This window comes from Bradyrhizobium sp. LVM 105 (genome assembly GCF_003957705.1).
GTDB lineage: Bacteria > Pseudomonadota > Alphaproteobacteria > Rhizobiales > Xanthobacteraceae > Bradyrhizobium > Bradyrhizobium frederickii.
Genome location: NZ_QZMV01000021.1, coordinates 55,028 through 70,637, shown reverse-complemented (window position 1 = coordinate 70,637; position 15,610 = coordinate 55,028). Strand labels below are relative to the sequence as shown.

The following is a 15,610-nucleotide window of genomic DNA, read 5'->3' as shown; positions in this document are numbered from 1 at the left end:
AATCCTGCGAACAGAACCATGTCTGTTCGCCAAAAATCGATTCTCTCTCAACGGCTTGCGTGTTCTTCACAACCGACGGTTGATGATCCGCTGCGTCGCCGGCTCGCGCGCAGTGATGACGAACAGTTTTGCGAGCGTCGCCTCGTCCGGATAGATGTTCCTGTCGTTCAGGATCTTCGGATCGACCAGCTTCTGGCTGGCGAGGTTGCCGCTGGCGTAGGACAGGAAGTCCGAGTTCTTGGCGGCAACGTCGGGACGGTAGAGATAGTTGATCAGCTCGTAGGCTTCGTTGACGTTCTTGGCGTCGGCGGGGATGGAGAGATTGTCGAAGAACATCTGCGCGCCCTCCTTCGGAATGGCGTAGCCGATCTCGATGCCGGCGTTCGCTTCGGCGGCGCGGGCACGGGCCTGCATGATGTCGCCGGACCAGCCGACCACCAAGCAGATCTCGCCGGTCGCGAGTGCGCTTAGGTATTCGGACGAGTGGAACTTGCGGATGGACGGGCGGACCTTGGCGACGGCATCGGCGGCTTTCTCCAGGTCCGCCTGCTTGGTCGAGTTCGGATCGAGCCCGAGATAGTTCAGCGCCGCCGGGAAGATGTCGTCGGCGGAGTCGAGCATGTGCACGCCGCAATCTCTGAACTTGGCCAGGTTCTCCGGCTTGAAGACGATGTCCCAGCTGTCGATCTTGGCATCGGCCCCGAGGATCTGCTTCACCTTGGGGACGTTGTAGCCGATGCCCGTCGTGCCCCACATGTAGTTGGCGGCGTAGACGTTGCCGGGATCGTAGGTCGCCAGATGCTTGGTCACCATCGGCCAGGCATTGGCGAGGTTCGGCAGCTTCGCCTTGTCGAGCTTCTGGAAGATGTTGGCCTTGATCTGGCGCTGCAGGAAGTAGGCCGTGGGCACCACGACGTCGTAGCCGGACTTGCCGGCCATCAGGCGCGTCTCCAGCGTCTCGTTGGCATCGAAGGTGTCGTAGACCACCTTGATCCCGGTCTCCTTGGTGAAGGCCTCCAGGACGTCCGGCGCCATGTAGTTGGACCAATTGTAGAAGTTGACGACCCGCTCCTCGGCCCTGGCGGGGACGATGAGCAACGTCAGCGCTGCGGCGAATGCAAAACCAAGGCAAAGCCAGGAAAAGCAAAGCCTCGAGCGGCCAACCTTCGTCATCGCTACCTCTTGCGTCCACGCACCGCGTCGGACAGCCGCTCCAGCGCGGTGTCCAATGTCTGGTCCTTCTTGGCGAAGCAGAAGCGCACCACCGAGGTTACCGGGTCCTGCTCATAGAAGGCCGAGACCGGGATCGCCGCGACCTTGTAATCCCTCACGATGCGCCAGCAGAATTCGGTATCGCTCTCGTTCAGCCCGAGCGGCGACAGATCGACGGTAAGGAAGTAGGTGCCCTGCGACTTCAGCACGGGGAAGCCGAGGCTTTCGAGTCCCTTGGTCAGGCGGTCCCTGCTCCGCGTCAAATCCTTGCGCATCGACAGGAAATAGTCGTCGGACTTGCCGAGACCGTAGGCCACGGCGGCCTGCAGGTTCGGCGCGGTGGTGAAGGTCAGGAACTGGTGCACCTTGGCGGCGACGCGCAACAGCGGCGGCGCGGCGCAGACGAAGCCGATCTTCCAGCCGGTCAGCGAGAAGATCTTGCCGGCCGAGCCGACCTTGATGGTGCGCTCGCGCATGCCCGGGATGGTGATCAGCGGGATGTGCTTGTGCTCGTCGAAGGTGACGTGCTCCCAGACCTCGTCGCAGATCGCGATGACGTCGAACTCCTGGCAGTAGCGCGCGAGCAGCTCGAGGTCCTCGCGCGGATAGACCACCGCGCTAGGATTCAAGGGATTGTTGAACAGCACCGCCTTGGTCTTTGAATTGAAGACGCTTTTCAGCATGTCCTCGTTCAGCCGCCAGTGCGGCGGCTCGAGCCGGACGAGGCGCGGAATGCCGCCGGCCTGCCGGATGATCGGCAAATAGGAATCATAGACCGGCTGGAAGCAAACCACCTCGTCGCCAGGCTGGACCACCGCGAGGATGGCCGAGGTCAGCGCCTCGGTGCCGCCGGATGTCACCATCACCTCGCTCATCGGATCGAGCTTGAGGCCGTGCCAATGGCCGTAATGGGTCGCGATCGCCTGGCGCAGCTCCGGCAGGCCCATCATCGACGGGTACTGGTTGTAGCCGTTCAGCGAGGCCTCGGCCGCGGCGCGGCGGATGTCCTCCGGGCCGGGATCGTCGGGAAAGCCCTGCCCGAGATTGATGGCATTGTTGTCGCGGGCCGCCTGCGACATCGCCTCGAAGATGGTGACGGGAAGGTCGGCGAAGACCTTGTTCAGCGAGGAGCTCTTTGACATCGGGTGAGGTCAGCCATCGACCTTGCTGGGAAGACCGGCCGCCTTCCAGCCCAGCATGCCACCGGCCAGATGCTTGTCGTAAGGCAGGCCCGCCGCCTGCGCCGCGAGCGAGGCCGTCACCGAGCGTTTGCCCGAGCGACAGGCGAACACGACCTGCTTGCCTTGGGGATCGGGAATTGCCTTGGGATCGAAGGTCGAGAGCGGCACGACGACGCCGTAAGGATAGGCCTCGGCTTGGACCTCGTTCGGCTCGCGAACGTCGACCAGCAGATAGCGTCCTTCCGCGACACCTTTGGAGACCTCGTCCGGGGTCAGATCCTGTACCTGGTTTGCCACATCATCCTCCAACGTCGCGAGCCGCATGCCGGGGCGCCCCGGCCGGCGGCAACCTCGCCTCTCGGGAGACGAAAATCAAGCGCTACAAAGGCTTGAGCCGCCCAGCGCAAGTTAAAGCTAAATCGCAGCTACTTGAAGTGCGGCTTTCGGGGCCATGCCCAGAGGCCCTGTTTCAGCCCTCGCCACCCATTCGGTGTCATTCCCCGCGCAGGCGGGGAATCCAGTACGCTGCGGCGGCTGCGGCGAGAGCGAATTCTTCGACGCCGGCCTCCGGATCGCCCGCCTTCGCGGGCGATGACTGCGGTGGAGACGGACAGGACGCCGACTTGCGCCTAGATCGCCACCTGGGTGCCGACTTCGACCACGCGGCCGGAGGGGATCTGGAAATAATCCGTGGCGTCGTTGGCGGAGCGGCTGAGCGAGATGAACAGCCGGTCCTGCCAGCGCGGCATGCCCGAATGCGCGGCGGGCTTCAGCGCCCTGCGCGACAGGAAGAACGAGGTCGACATGATGTCGAACTGCCAGCCGAGCTTGCGGGCGATCGCCAGCGCTTTCGGCACGTTGGGCGATTCCATGAAGCCGAACTTCAGTGTCACCTTGGAGAAGGTCGGTGAGATCTGCTCCAGCTTGACGCGCTCGGCCGGATCGATGCGCGGGGTCTGCGCCGTCTCGATGGTGAGAATGACGTTCTTCTCGTGCAGCACCTTGTAGTGCTTCAGACTGTGCATCAGCGCCGTCGGGGCGCTGAGCGGGTCCGAAGTCAGGAACACGGCGGTGCCGGGCACGCGTTGCGGGGGCCGCTTCTCCAGCATAGCCACGAGGTCGGCGAGCGGGAACTCGAGCTTGCGCGACTTCTCGAACAGCAGCCGGCTACCGCGCCGCCACGTGTACATCAGGATGATCATGAGCGCGCCGAGCGCCAGCGGCACCCAGCCGCCCTCGAACACCTTGAGCAGGTTGGCGGCAAGGAAGGTCAGGTCGAGGAACAGGAATGGCGCAATGAGAGCGGCGGCGGCGAATGGCGACCACCGCCAGACCTTCCAGATCACGATAAAGCCCATCATGGCCGTGACCACCATGGTGCCGGTGACCGAGATGCCGTAGGCCGAGGCCAGGGCACTGGAGGAGCGGAACATGAGCACCAGCAGCACCACCGCGACCAGCAGCAACTGGTTGATGCGCGGGATGAAGATCTGGCCGGAATGGGCTTCCGACGTATGGCGAATTTCAAAGCGCGGCAGCAGGCCAAGCTGGATTGCCTGGCGCGTCAGCGAATAGGCGCCGGTGATGACGGCCTGACTGGCGATGACGGTCGCCATGGTCGCCAGCACGACCATGCAGCCGCGAACGAAGCCTTGCGGAAAGAGCTGGAAGAACGGGCTCACGATCGCGCCGGGATCGGCGAGCACCAGCGCTCCCTGGCCCAGATAGTTCAGCGCCAGCGACGGCAGCACGATGAACAGCCAGGCGATCTGGATCGGCCGCTTGCCGAAATGGCCGAGGTCGGCATAGAGCGCCTCGGCGCCGGTGACGGCCAGGAACACCGCGCCGAGCGTCACGAAGCCGATCATGCCGTGGTGGAGCATGAAGGACACGGCATAGAGCGGGTTCAGCGCGAGCAGCACCTGCGGCTGCATGATGATCGGATGAATCGCGGCGATCGCCAGCACAGCGAACCAGACGCACATGATCGGACCGAAGAAGGCGGCAACGCGCGCCGTGCCGCGTGACTGCACCGCGAACAGACAGACAAGGATCACCACGGTCAGCGGGACGATGTATGGCTCGAACTTGTGGGTGACGTCCTTCATGCCTTCGATCGCCGACAGCACCGAGAGCGCTGGCGTGAGCACGGCATCGCCGTAGAACAGGGCACCGGAGATGATGCCGAGCAGGACGATGGTGGCCCCGCCGGTGCCGACCGCGCGCTGAGCCAGCGCCATCAGGGCGAGCGTGCCGCCCTCGCCGTTGTTGTCGGCGCGGAGCAGGATGACGACGTATTTGAGCGTCACCACGACGATCAGCGCCCACAGGATCAGGGAGAGCACGCCGAGCACGGCAGCCGGGGTGGCGATGCCTTCGGCGCCCGAGGCCGCCGTCACCGCCTCGCGGAACGCATAGAGCGGGCTGGTGCCGATATCCCCATAGACCACCCCGATGCTGCCGAGCGTCAGCGCACCGAAACCGGCGGTGGTATGGGTATCGCCATGCCCATTGGCCGCCGCCGTTTCCGGTGCGGAAGTCGCTACGTCACTTGTCATGGGAGAGCCCGGTGGCCTCTGAAATGCTTCACTGCACAATGGCGGAAGAGCGCGCGGCTTATAGCCCTGCGCTGCCGGCATAGCCTAGCCCGATTGTGGGCCCTTACCATGCAATTTTCGCATGGCGGCAGTTGTCTTCAAATAATCACCTGGGTTCCCACCTCAACCACGCGCCCGGTGGGGATCTGGAAATAATCGGTGGCATCGTTGGCGGACCGGCTGAGCGCGATGAACAAATGATCCTGCCACAGCGGCATACCCGACTGCGGGGATGCTTTCAGCGATCGTCGTGACACGAAGAACGACGTCGACATGATGTCGAACTGCCAGCCCTGCTTGCGCGCGATCGCGAGCGCCTTGGGCACGTTCGGCTGCTCCATGTATCCGAAGCGCAGACGAACCTTGAAGAACTTGTCGCTGATCTTCTCCATGCGGAATCGCTCCGCCAAGTCGACCCGCGGCGTCTGTGCGGTCTCGATGGTCAGGATCACGTTGTGCTCGTGCAGCACCTTGTTGTGCTTGAGGTTGTGCAGCAGCGCGGTCGGCACGAAGGAGGGATCGCTGGTCAGGAACACCGCGGTGCCCTTGACGATGTGCGGGGGCCGCTTCTCGAGGCTCCGGACCAAGTCGTCCAGCGGCACCTCGATCCGGCGCGTTTTCTGGATCAAGATCGCGGACCCCTTCCGCCAGGTCCAGATCGTTCCCGCCATCACCGCGCCGAACAGCAGCGGCACCCAGGCGCCTTCGAGCAGCTTGAGCAGGTTGGCGCTGAAGAAGCTCAAATCGACGATGACGAAGGGGACGATCACGGCCGCGGCCGTCGCCGCGCGCCAGTTCCACAATTTCCAGATCACGACGAAACCCATGATGCCGTCGGCGACCATGGTGGTGGAGACCGCGATGCCGTAGGCCGACGCCAGATTGCTGGGGGTGTGAAACAGCAGCACCAGCAGCATCACGCCGATCAGCAGCAGCCGGTTCACCCGCGGCAGATAGATCTGGCCGGCATGGGATTCCGAGGTATAGCGCACCTCGAAGCGCGGCAAGAGGCCGAGCTGCACCGCCTGATAGACCAGCGAGTAAGCGCCGGTGATCACCGCCTGGCTCGCGATCACCGTTGCGGCGGTCGCAAGCCCGACCAGCGGCAGCACCAGGCTGTCGGGCACCATGCGATAGAACGAGTGCTGGATCGCGCTGGGATCGGACAGCACCAGCGCACCCTGCCCGAAATAGTTGATCAGGAGCGCGGGCAGCACGAAGAACATCCAGGCCGACTGGATCGGCTTGCGTCCGAAATGGCCGAGATCCGCATAGAGAGCCTCGCCGCCGGTAACCGCCAGGAACACCGCGCCGAGCGTCACGAGGCCGATCGTGCCGTGCGACAGCACGAACTGCACCGCGTAATAAGGATTGATTGCCGCCATCACGGAGGGGTCGTCGGCGATGTGGACCGCCCCCATCACCGCAATGACGGTGAACCAAACCACCATCACCGGCCCGAACGCCGAAGCGACCAGCGCGGTCCCTTTGCTCTGCACCGCGAACAGCAGCACCAGGATGAGGACGGTGAGCGGCACGACGTAGTGCTCGAGCGCAGGGGTTGCGAGCTTCAGGCCTTCCACTGCCGATAGCACCGAGATCGCTGGCGTGATCATGGAATCGCCGATGAACATGGAGGCGCCAACCACGCCGAGGGCGAGCAGCACCCAGCTTCGCCGCCCGAGCGCACGTTGACCGAGCGCCATCAGCGAGAGCGTGCCGCCCTCCCCGTTATTGTCGGCACGCAGCAGCAGCAGGACGTATTTGGCGGTGACGACGATCAGCAGGGCCCACAGGATCAGCGAGAGCACACCGAGCACGATGCCCCGTGAGACCGGCTCGCCATGGGCGGCGGCCTTGACCGCCTCATGGAATGCGTAGAGCGGCGAGGTGCCGATATCGCCGAAGACGACGCCGATGCTCCCGAGCGTAAGGGACCAAAAACCCGATCTGACCGGCCCGTCCTGGGTCTCGGCCTGTGTGATACTCGCCGTCATGAGGGTGGAAAACGCTTCTTCCCTGGATTTGATCCGGCCTTTTGACGCTTCCGGTGTGCCTGTCAATCGGCGTACCACCATAGCAGGCGCCGAGCCGGATGCTGTGACGCCGCAGCCACGCTCATCGCCGACGCGACGACATGCCTCAGGTAGGATGGTAGCGCAAGGGGGGTCAGCTTCCGGGCATGATCGCGTCGGAAGGCCGATGCTCACCGCATCCGGTCACGGCCTCAGATTCGGCGGCAGCGGCGGATCCTCGCGCATCAGGGTGATGGTCACCCGCCGGTTGGCTGCGAGCGAGGGATCGTCCGGAAACAGCGGCTGGGTGTCCGCCTTGCCGGCGACGGCGAAGATGTGCGACGGCGGCAGGCCCTCCCGTTCGAGAATCTGACGCACGGCATTGGCACGGTCGGCCGACAGATCGAAGGCGCCGTAATCGCTGCGGTTCGGCACGAAGCCTGCGGCGGTGTGGCCGGCGATGGAGACGCGCAGCGGCGTGGCCTTGAGCGGAATTGCGAGCTTCTCGACCAGGCGGCGGGTGCGGTCATAGGGCACCTTGGAGCCGTCGGCGAACATCGAGCGGCCGTCCTGATCGACGATCTCCAGGTTGAGCCCCTGCTTGGTCTCCTCGAACATGATGTGCTTGGACATCTCGGTCAGCTCGGGCATGTCCTGCAACGCCTGGCGCAGCGAGGCTGCGGCGAGCGCGAAATTGCGGTCGACCTTGATCTTCGCGCCGGACGTCTTGTTGCGGTCTTCCTGGTCCGGCGTCGGGGTGTTGGAGGCATCTTCGGGCTGGATGTGATCGACGTTCTTCAGCCGCGGGCGGGTCGGCAGGCCGTCGGACTCGACGATGCCGGAGTAGCGCGCTTCGCTCTGCACGCCGAACGCCTCGCGCATTGAGCCCGCGACGATCTTCAGCTTGTTGGCGTCTTGCGTGGAGAACGCGACCAGCATCACAAAAAACGCCAGCAGCAGCGCCATCAGGTCGGCGAAGGTCACGAACCAGCCGTGGCCGCCGCCGTGAGCATTGCCGCGCTTCTTCTTGGCCATCTTTCAAAATCCAGGCGGCGGCCTTAAGCCGGCACCGGCTCGCCTTCGGTGTCACGATGCTTCTCCGGCAGATAGGCCAGCAGCATCTCGCGCACCAAGGTCGGGCTCTTGGAGTCGCGGATCATCAGGATGCCGTCGATGATCAGGGTGCGGTTGGTCTCCTCGTCCAGCAGCTTGCCGTGCAGCTTGTCGGCGATCGGCAAGCAGACCAGGTTGGCGACAACGGCGCCGTACAGGGTCGCCAGCAGCGCGGTGGCCATGAACGGACCGAGCTTGGAAGGATCCGACATGTTGGAGAACATCTGCACCATGCCAAGCAGCGTGCCAATCATGCCGAACGCCGGGGCGCAGTCGCCGACGGCACGGTAGATCTTGCTGCCTTCGTCGAGGTGCATCAGGAAGTTGTCGCGGTCGCGCTCCAGATTGTCGCGAATGAAATCGAGGTCGTAGCCGTCGGCGACATAGCGGATGCCCTTGGCGAGGAACGGCTCGTCAGTCTCTACCTTTTCCAGTCCGACCGGGCCCTGCTTGCGTGCGATTTCCGCGATGCGGGCGAGTTCGTCGACGAGGTCGTGAGCCGAGAGGCGGCTCAGAGTGAACGCAAACTTCGCGCCGAGCGGCACGCCGTGGATCATCGCGGACAATGGAAAGCGGATCATCGTTGCTGCGAACGAGCCGCCGAAGATGACGATCACGGCGTGGATGTCGTAAAACATCCCGAAGCTGCCGCCCATCAAGATCAGGGTCGACACCACGGTGGCGCCCGCGACAAGTCCGACAAGTGTCGCTATATCCATCATCGACTCCAACGCGTACGCGACAACGGCCGTCCTGGCCGCTGGTGCGGCCCAACCCCGAACCGCATCGGAAACCCTAGAGCGCCGCCCTTAAAGCCGCGTAAAGGTTAAGTTGAGCCAGCAGGCCGGACCGGCACGGTGTGCTTGGGGGATGCCGGCTTTGCCGCTTGCCGACAGGAATCTCAACGCTTCACTAACCATAAAGGCTCCCTCGGCCGATGATGTCCTCGCCCTCCGGGCGGCGGACTCATGAACACGCAGCCGTTTTGGTCGACACGAGAGCATCGGGGGGCTCCCATGATATTCTGGCTGGCGACCGCGACTGGATTAGCCATCGCCTATCTCTTCGGTTCTGTACCCACCGGCTATCTCGCAGGGAAACTGCTGAGAGGCATCGACATTCGAAAGCACGGCTCCAAATCGACCGGCGCGACAAATGTATTGCGCATCCTCGGAAAATGGCCTGCGCTGGCTGTGCTTCTGGTCGATGTGCTCAAAGGGGCCGCGGCAATCGTCTGCGCCCGCTGGCTCTTTGGCTGGGTCTTCACGTTTCCATCAAGCACGCCACCGGCCGCGCTCGATCAGCAAGGCTGGATCGACTGGGCCGTGTGTCTTGCTGGACTTGCCGCGTTGCTGGGACACGCCCTTTCGATTTGGCTGAACTTCACGGGCGGCAAGTCCGCAGCGACAGGGCTTGGCGTCCTGCTTGCGATGTCGTGGCCCGTCGGCCTCGGGGCGGCAATCGCCTTTGCGGTCGCATTGGCCCTCTCGCGCATCGTCTCGCTGGGCTCGATATTGGCCGCACTGGCGGCGACCGCGCTCGTCTGCATCCTCGAGCAACCGTTGCCTTATCGATTGCTGGTGATTGCAGGTGGCATCTATGTGATCCTGCGCCACCGCACCAACATTCAGCGTCTGCAGGCCGGGACAGAGCCACGGTTCGGGCAATTCAGTCCGGAACCGAGGGCGGAAGCATAGGAACTACTCGCTCGTCGAAACTGAGTTCCCGACGTCGTGAGATCGCCAGTCGGCGACCGGCTGCGGCCCTGCGCCACGGGCGAAACGAAGGCCGATCTGCTATCCTGCGGCCTGCAGCAGGTCCAATCGCGGGAGCGATTTGCAATGTTGACGCTGTTCAGTGTTCTCACCGCGCTGCCGGCGGTGCTGGCGCTCCACCTGCTCGAGCCGCAGCTGGTCCTGCCGGCATTCAGCGCCCTGCTGTTCGTCGAGGCCGCCTTCGCCGTGATCGCAGCGCGGTTGATTCACATCCCCGACAACTCGGACGACATTACCCTGTGGGATTTCGCCGGCGGCTTTACCCTGATCGGATGCGCCGCCGCAGTGTTCGGAGAGCCGGATCAGGCTGCCCTGTTCCTGACCGAACAAGGCAGCGTGCGACCGGCGTCATCGCCGTAAGCTCAGTGGATCTCCGCCGAGCGCTTCAGCGCGGCTTTCAGCTTCTCCAGCGAGAAGTCGGGACTGCGTGCGATCTCCAGGATCGGCGTCTCGCGGCGGCCGCAGAGTTCGGCAGCCTCAGGCAGCTTTGCCGCGATGTCGAGCGGGATCACGATGGCGCCGTGCCGGTCGGCGTGGATCAGGTCGTCAGACCTCACGGTCATGCCGGCGACGCGAACCTCCCCGCCAAAACTCTCGGCATGGACCCAGGCGTGCGACGGGCCGATCGAGCCGGCCAGCGCCTGGAAGCCCGGCGCCCATTGCGGAATGTCGCGGATCGAGCCGTCGGTGACGACGCCGAGGCAGCCGAGCGCCTTGTGCACGTTGCTCTGCACCTCGCCCCAGAACGCGCCGTAGCCGACGTCGGGACCGTCGATGTCCTGGATCACGGAGATACGCGGCCCATGGCCGGTGCCGACATATTCGTAATATTCGATGCGGCGCTTCGACTGCTCCTCGGCGGGAAGCGAGGATTTCAGCACCGAGCGGATCGCGACCGTGCGGGCATAACCGACGATCGGCGGCAGATCGGGGAACGGGCAGACCAGCTGCTTGGTGGTGTAGCCGATCAGCCGGCGTTCGGGCGCCACGATCTCCATGGCATTGCAGATCGTCGGCGTGTCGTAGCGGCCCAGCGCTTCGAGGACGGCAGCGGGCAGCGGCCCGGTCGCTTTATCGGTCACGGCGTTCTCTCCCAGATTGGCGGCTGATTGACGCGATGCCGCCGTCACAGGCCGATATAGCCGAGATCGGGTCTCAACCCAACTCGGCGGGCCTCATGGCAGATATCCGCGTGTCGCTGCTCAGTGCAGCCGTCCGGGCCGGTCGTCGTCGTCGTGCGGCGGCTCCGACAAATTGGTCAGCGTCGGCGCTGAGGGCGGCGATGAGACCTCGTCTCCCGCAGGCGCGGCAGACTCCATCGCGCGGGCCTGGTCGCGATAGGATTTGTAGCCGAGCGGCAAAGCGAGAAGATACAGCACCGTGCCGATCGACAGCACGTGCCAGGGATAGGCGATCAAGAGCGCGATGAAGACGATCACCGCGACGAAGGCCGGCAGCACCAGCTCCGGCGGCACGCGCATGCGCTTGGTCTTGCCGGAGAACACCGGCAGGCGCGACACCATCAGGAAGGCGATCAGAAGCGTATAGGCCGCCGTCACCACCGCAGGCATGCGGCCGAGATCGAGGAAGGCGACATAGATCGGCAGCAGCACGGTGATCGCGCCGGCCGGCGCCGGCACGCCGGTGAAGAAATTGGCGGCGAAGGCCGGCTTGTTGGGATCGTCCATGGTGGCGTTGAAGCGTGCCAGGCGCAGGCCGCCGGAAATCGCGAACACCATGGCGGCGATCCAGCCGGCATTGCCGAGCTCGTGCAGCTGCCAGAAATACAGCATCAGACCGGGCGCGACGCCGAAATTTACGAAATCGGCGAGGCTGTCGAGCTCGGCGCCGAACTTGGACTGGCCCTTGATCATGCGCGCGATGCGCCCGTCGATACCGTCGAGCGCGGCCGCGAACACGATGGCATAGACCGCGAGCGACATCCGCCCTTCGATCGACAGCCGGATCGAGGTCAGGCCGGCACAGATCGCCAGCAGCGTGATGACGTTGGGCACCAGCATTCGCACCGGAATCGGGCGGAACCGCCGGCGGCGCGTATCGGGATCCTTGAAGTCATAGGGCGTCATGGCTCGTCCTCATCTTGAGGCGAGATATAGCAAGCCGCGCCCCCCTCCGCCATTGCGGCGGAAGGCCATCGCGGACCGACTATTGGTTAATTGGTGCGGTAGGTCCGGCTGGGGTCGTCGACGGCAAGATCGGCCAGAATCGTCTCGCCGGCGATGGCGGTCTGCCCTTCCGAGACCAGCGCCTTGGTCCCCACGGGCAGATAGATGTCGAGCCGCGAGCCGAAGCGGATCAGGCCGAAGCGCTCGCCGGCGCCGATCGCCTGGCCTTCCCTGACGAAGCAGACGATGCGCTTGGCGACGAGGCCTGCGATCTGCACCACGCCGATGCGAGCCGTCGGTGTCGAGATGACCAGCGAGTTGCGCTCGTTGTCCTCGCTGGCTTTGTCGAGCTCGGCATTGATGAAGAGTCCGGGCCGGTAGGCGATGCGGTCCACCCTGCCCGCGACGGGCGCGCGGTTCACGTGGCAATTGAACACGCTCATGAACACCGAGATGCGCGGCAGCGGCCGGTCGCCGAGGCCGAGCTCGGCCGGCGGCAGCGCCATGGTGATCATCGAGACGCGGCCGTCGGCCGGCGACACCACCAGCCCCTCGCGCACCGGCGTCACGCGCACGGGATCGCGGAAGAACAGCGCGCACCACACGGTCAGGATCGTGCCGATCCAGCCCAGAGGCGACCACAGCCAGAACAGGACCAGGCTTGCCAGCGCAAAGCCGCCGATGAAGGGATAGCCCTCCTTGTGGATCGGCGGGATCTGACGCTGGATCGAATCGAGAATGGACATCGTTATCTGCCGCTCGGGGTTAATGGCGCAGGTCGCGCGGGCCTGTTTAGGCCAGAGTTGGGACCGGAGACAAGGTCACACCGCCGCCGCAGGCGTCGTCAGGGCGTCATCGACCGGGGGCGGCTCCCGGTTGGGGGCCTCGCCGGTATCGGCCATCTTGGCCAGTTTCTCGCGCGCCGCCTCGGCCTCGCGCTGCCTATTCCACATGCTGGCATAGAGGCCGCCATGGGCGAGCAGCTTGGCGTGGGTCCCCCGCTCGGCGATGCGGCCCTGATCCAGCACGATGATCTCGTCAGCCCCGACGATGGTCGAGAGCCGGTGTGCGATCACCAGCGAGGTGCGATTCTTCGCCACGCGGTCGAGCGCGCCCTGGATCTCATGCTCGGTGTGGGTATCGAGCGCCGAGGTCGCCTCGTCCAGCACCAGGATCGGCGGCGCCTTCAAGACGGTGCGCGCGATCGCGACGCGCTGCTTCTCGCCGCCCGACAGCTTGAGCCCGCGCTCCCCGACCTGGGTCTCGTAGCCCTTCGGCGCCATGCGGATGAAATGATCGATCTGCGCCAGTTGCGCGGCTTCCTCGACCTCGGCATCGCTGGCGTCCCAGCGACCGTAGCGGATGTTGTAGCGAATGGTGTCGTTGAACAGCACGGTATCCTGCGGCACCATGCCGATCGAGGCGCGGAGTGAATCCTGCGTCACCGCGCGGATGTCCTGGCCGTCGATCAGGATCCGGCCGCCGGAGACGTCATAGAGGCGGAACAGGAGGCGCGAGATGGTCGACTTGCCGGCGCCCGACGGGCCGACGATGGCGACGGTCTTGCCGGCCGGCACCTCGAAGCTGATGCCCTTGAGGATCGGGCGCGTCGGCTCATAGGCGAAGCGCACGTCCTCGAAGCGCACGGTGCCGGCGGAAATGACCAGCGGCCTGGCATCGGGCGCGTCCTTGATCTCGGCCTCGCGGCCGAGCACGCCGAACATCTTCTCGATGTCGATGATCGCCTGCTTGATCTCGCGATAGACCATGCCCATGAAGTTCAGGGGCTGGTAGAGCTGGATCATCATCGCGTTGACCAGCACGAAATCGCCGACCGTGTTGGTGCCGTTGCGCACGCCGATCGCGCACATCAGCATGGTCGCGGTCAGGCCCAGCGTGAAGATCACCGCCTGGCCGGTGTTGAGCACCGCGAGCGAGGTGTAGCTGCGGACGCTCGCTTCCTCGTAGCGCTCCACCGATTTGTCGTAGCGCTGCGCCTCGCGCGCCTCGGCGCTGAAATATTTCACGGTCTCGTAGTTGAGCAGCGAGTCGATCGCCTTGGTGTTCGCCTCGGTGTCGGAATCGTTCATCTTGCGGCGGATGCCGATCCGCCACTCGGTCGCGATGTAGGTGTAGTACATGTAGAGCGCGACCATGATCAGGGTGGCGACCACGTAGCGCCAGTCGAACTGCCAGAGCAGCACGGCCATCAGCAGCGAGACCTCGACGATGGTCGGGATCAGCTGCAGGATCACCATGCGGACGATCACCTCGATGCCCTCGCGGCCGCGCTCGAGCACGCGGGTCAGGCCGCCGGTCTTGCGCTCGAGGTGGAAGCGCAGCGACAGCTCGTGCATGTGAATGAAGGTGATGGTGGCCAGCTTGCGCACCGCGTGCATGGCGACGCGCGCGAAGATGCCGTCGCGCCATTGCGTCAGCAGCGCCATCAAGATGCGCATCACGCCGTAGCTTGCGGTCAGCAACAACGGCGAGGCGATCACCCAGAGCTGCCAATTGTCGGCCTGCACCGGCGCCGAGTTGGCGCCGGTCAGCGCGTCCGTCGCCCATTTGAAGCTGAACGGTACCGCGAGCGTGATCAGCTTGGCCGCGAGCAGCAGCACCAGCGACCACACCACGCGCATTTTCAGGTCGAAGCGGTCGCCCGGCCAGATATAGGGCCACAGATGCGCCAGCGTGCCCATCAGCGTCCCCTGCTCGGGCGGGCCGCCGGCGGGAACGTCGGCGCCGTCGAACGATTGAGGTTGGTCCATCAAGAAGCCTGAAAGCCCACCGGATGCGGGCGTCGTCGAGATTTACGATTTTCGCCTGTCATATAGAGCCTTCCCGATGCCAGCGCACCCCGTCAAATGGCGAATCTTCGATTGTTTGCCGCCATTTACCGGTAGATTTCCGGGAGTATCGAATCACCGATTGGGCTTGACGCCTCTTCGCTGCAATGCATCATGGCACCAATGAGCACGATCAAAACCGTCTGTGTCTATTGCGGCTCCGGCCCCGGAACCAATCCCAACTTCATCGAAGCGGCGAAGGCGCTCGGCAAAGCGCTGGCGGATAGCAAGATCCGCCTCGTTTATGGCGGCGGCTCGCTCGGGCTGATGGGGGCGGTCGCAACCTCCGTGCTCGATCACGGCGGCACCGTCACCGGCATCATCCCCGACTTCCTGCGGATGCGCGAGAATGCGCTGACGCGCGTGCAGGAGATGGTCGTCACGCCCGACATGCACGAGCGCAAGCGGCTGATGTTCGAGCGCTCCGACGCCTTCGTCGCCCTGCCCGGCGGGCTCGGCACGCTCGAGGAGCTGGTCGAGCAGCTGACCTGGCAGCAGCTCGGCCGTCATGCCAAGCCCGTGCTGCTCGCCAATATCGACAATTTCTGGGAGCCGCTGTTCTCTCTGGTGGCGCACATGCGCCAAACCGAGTTCATCCGCGCCGGTCTCACCGTCGATATCCTGAAGGCCGACAAGGTCGAGGAGATCGTTCCGCGACTGCGCGCCGCGGCTGCGCAGATTTCCGACGACCAGCGCGATCTCGCGCCCGACGTGGCGCGCCGGCTCTAAAGCATGATCCGGA

The 15,610-nt window shown here is 64.6% G+C and carries 14 protein-coding genes; 3 read left to right on the top strand and 11 right to left on the bottom strand.

What is annotated here, in order from left to right; all coding sequences use genetic code 11:
• Positions 1-66: 66 nt before the first annotated feature.
• From D6B98_RS35200 to D6B98_RS35170, 7 genes are all read right to left on the bottom strand, one after another.
• Entirely contained in the window at positions 67-1,173 is a 1,107-nt protein-coding gene (locus D6B98_RS35200) for a polyamine ABC transporter substrate-binding protein (protein WP_126261593.1), read from the bottom strand.
• A 2-nt stretch (positions 1,174-1,175) separates the two neighbouring features.
• Entirely contained in the window at positions 1,176-2,354 is a 1,179-nt protein-coding gene (locus D6B98_RS35195) for an aminotransferase (protein WP_126261592.1), read from the bottom strand.
• A 9-nt stretch (positions 2,355-2,363) separates the two neighbouring features.
• A complete protein-coding gene (locus D6B98_RS35190) occupies positions 2,364-2,690 on the bottom strand; it encodes a rhodanese-like domain-containing protein (RefSeq protein ID WP_164719077.1) in 327 nt (108 codons plus the stop codon).
• 332 nt (positions 2,691-3,022) lie between these two features.
• Entirely contained in the window at positions 3,023-4,951 is a 1,929-nt protein-coding gene (locus D6B98_RS35185; RefSeq protein WP_126261590.1) for a potassium transporter Kup, read from the bottom strand.
• A gap of 137 nt (positions 4,952-5,088) precedes the next feature.
• Positions 5,089-6,987, bottom strand: a complete 1,899-nt coding sequence (locus tag D6B98_RS35180) for a potassium transporter Kup (RefSeq protein ID WP_126261589.1) — start codon at positions 6,985-6,987, stop codon at positions 5,089-5,091.
• A gap of 222 nt (positions 6,988-7,209) precedes the next feature.
• Positions 7,210-8,040, bottom strand: coding sequence for an OmpA/MotB family protein (locus D6B98_RS35175; RefSeq protein ID WP_126261588.1), 831 nt, complete (start codon positions 8,038-8,040; stop codon positions 7,210-7,212).
• A 23-nt stretch (positions 8,041-8,063) separates the two neighbouring features.
• Entirely contained in the window at positions 8,064-8,837 is a 774-nt protein-coding gene (locus D6B98_RS35170; protein ID WP_126261587.1) for a motility protein A, read from the bottom strand.
• Positions 8,838-9,134: 297 nt separating this feature from the next.
• Between D6B98_RS35170 and plsY the strand changes: the two genes are divergently transcribed.
• Both plsY and D6B98_RS35160 read left to right on the top strand, forming a co-directional pair.
• Positions 9,135-9,815, top strand: coding sequence for a glycerol-3-phosphate 1-O-acyltransferase PlsY (gene plsY, locus D6B98_RS35165; protein WP_126261586.1), 681 nt, complete (start codon positions 9,135-9,137; stop codon positions 9,813-9,815).
• Positions 9,816-9,959: 144 nt separating this feature from the next.
• Complete coding sequence (locus D6B98_RS35160; RefSeq protein ID WP_126261585.1) at positions 9,960-10,253, top strand: hypothetical protein; 294 nt, start codon at positions 9,960-9,962, stop codon at positions 10,251-10,253.
• Between the two features lie 2 nt (positions 10,254-10,255).
• On the opposite strand, the gene D6B98_RS35155 is transcribed toward D6B98_RS35160, so the two are convergent.
• The 4 genes from D6B98_RS35155 to D6B98_RS35140 all read right to left on the bottom strand — a co-directional run bounded on the left by D6B98_RS35155 (position 10,256) and on the right by D6B98_RS35140 (position 14,790).
• Complete coding sequence (locus D6B98_RS35155; protein ID WP_164719076.1) at positions 10,256-10,975, bottom strand: RraA family protein; 720 nt, start codon at positions 10,973-10,975, stop codon at positions 10,256-10,258.
• Between the two features lie 120 nt (positions 10,976-11,095).
• Positions 11,096-11,980 carry a CDP-alcohol phosphatidyltransferase family protein gene (locus tag D6B98_RS35150; RefSeq protein ID WP_126261583.1) on the bottom strand — a complete coding sequence of 295 codons (885 nt, stop codon included), beginning with the start codon at positions 11,978-11,980 and terminating at the stop codon, positions 11,096-11,098.
• Positions 11,981-12,066: 86 nt separating this feature from the next.
• Positions 12,067-12,771 (bottom strand): phosphatidylserine decarboxylase, encoded by a 705-nt coding sequence (locus D6B98_RS35145; RefSeq protein ID WP_283810181.1) that lies wholly within the window; start codon positions 12,769-12,771, stop codon positions 12,067-12,069.
• Between the two features lie 69 nt (positions 12,772-12,840).
• Complete coding sequence (locus D6B98_RS35140) at positions 12,841-14,790, bottom strand: ABCB family ABC transporter ATP-binding protein/permease (protein ID WP_126261581.1); 1,950 nt, start codon at positions 14,788-14,790, stop codon at positions 12,841-12,843.
• 201 nt (positions 14,791-14,991) lie between these two features.
• On the opposite strand from D6B98_RS35140, the gene D6B98_RS35135 reads away from it, so the two are divergent.
• Positions 14,992-15,597, top strand: a complete 606-nt coding sequence (locus D6B98_RS35135) for an LOG family protein (RefSeq protein ID WP_164719075.1) — start codon at positions 14,992-14,994, stop codon at positions 15,595-15,597.
• The last annotated feature ends 13 nt before the right edge of the window (positions 15,598-15,610 follow it).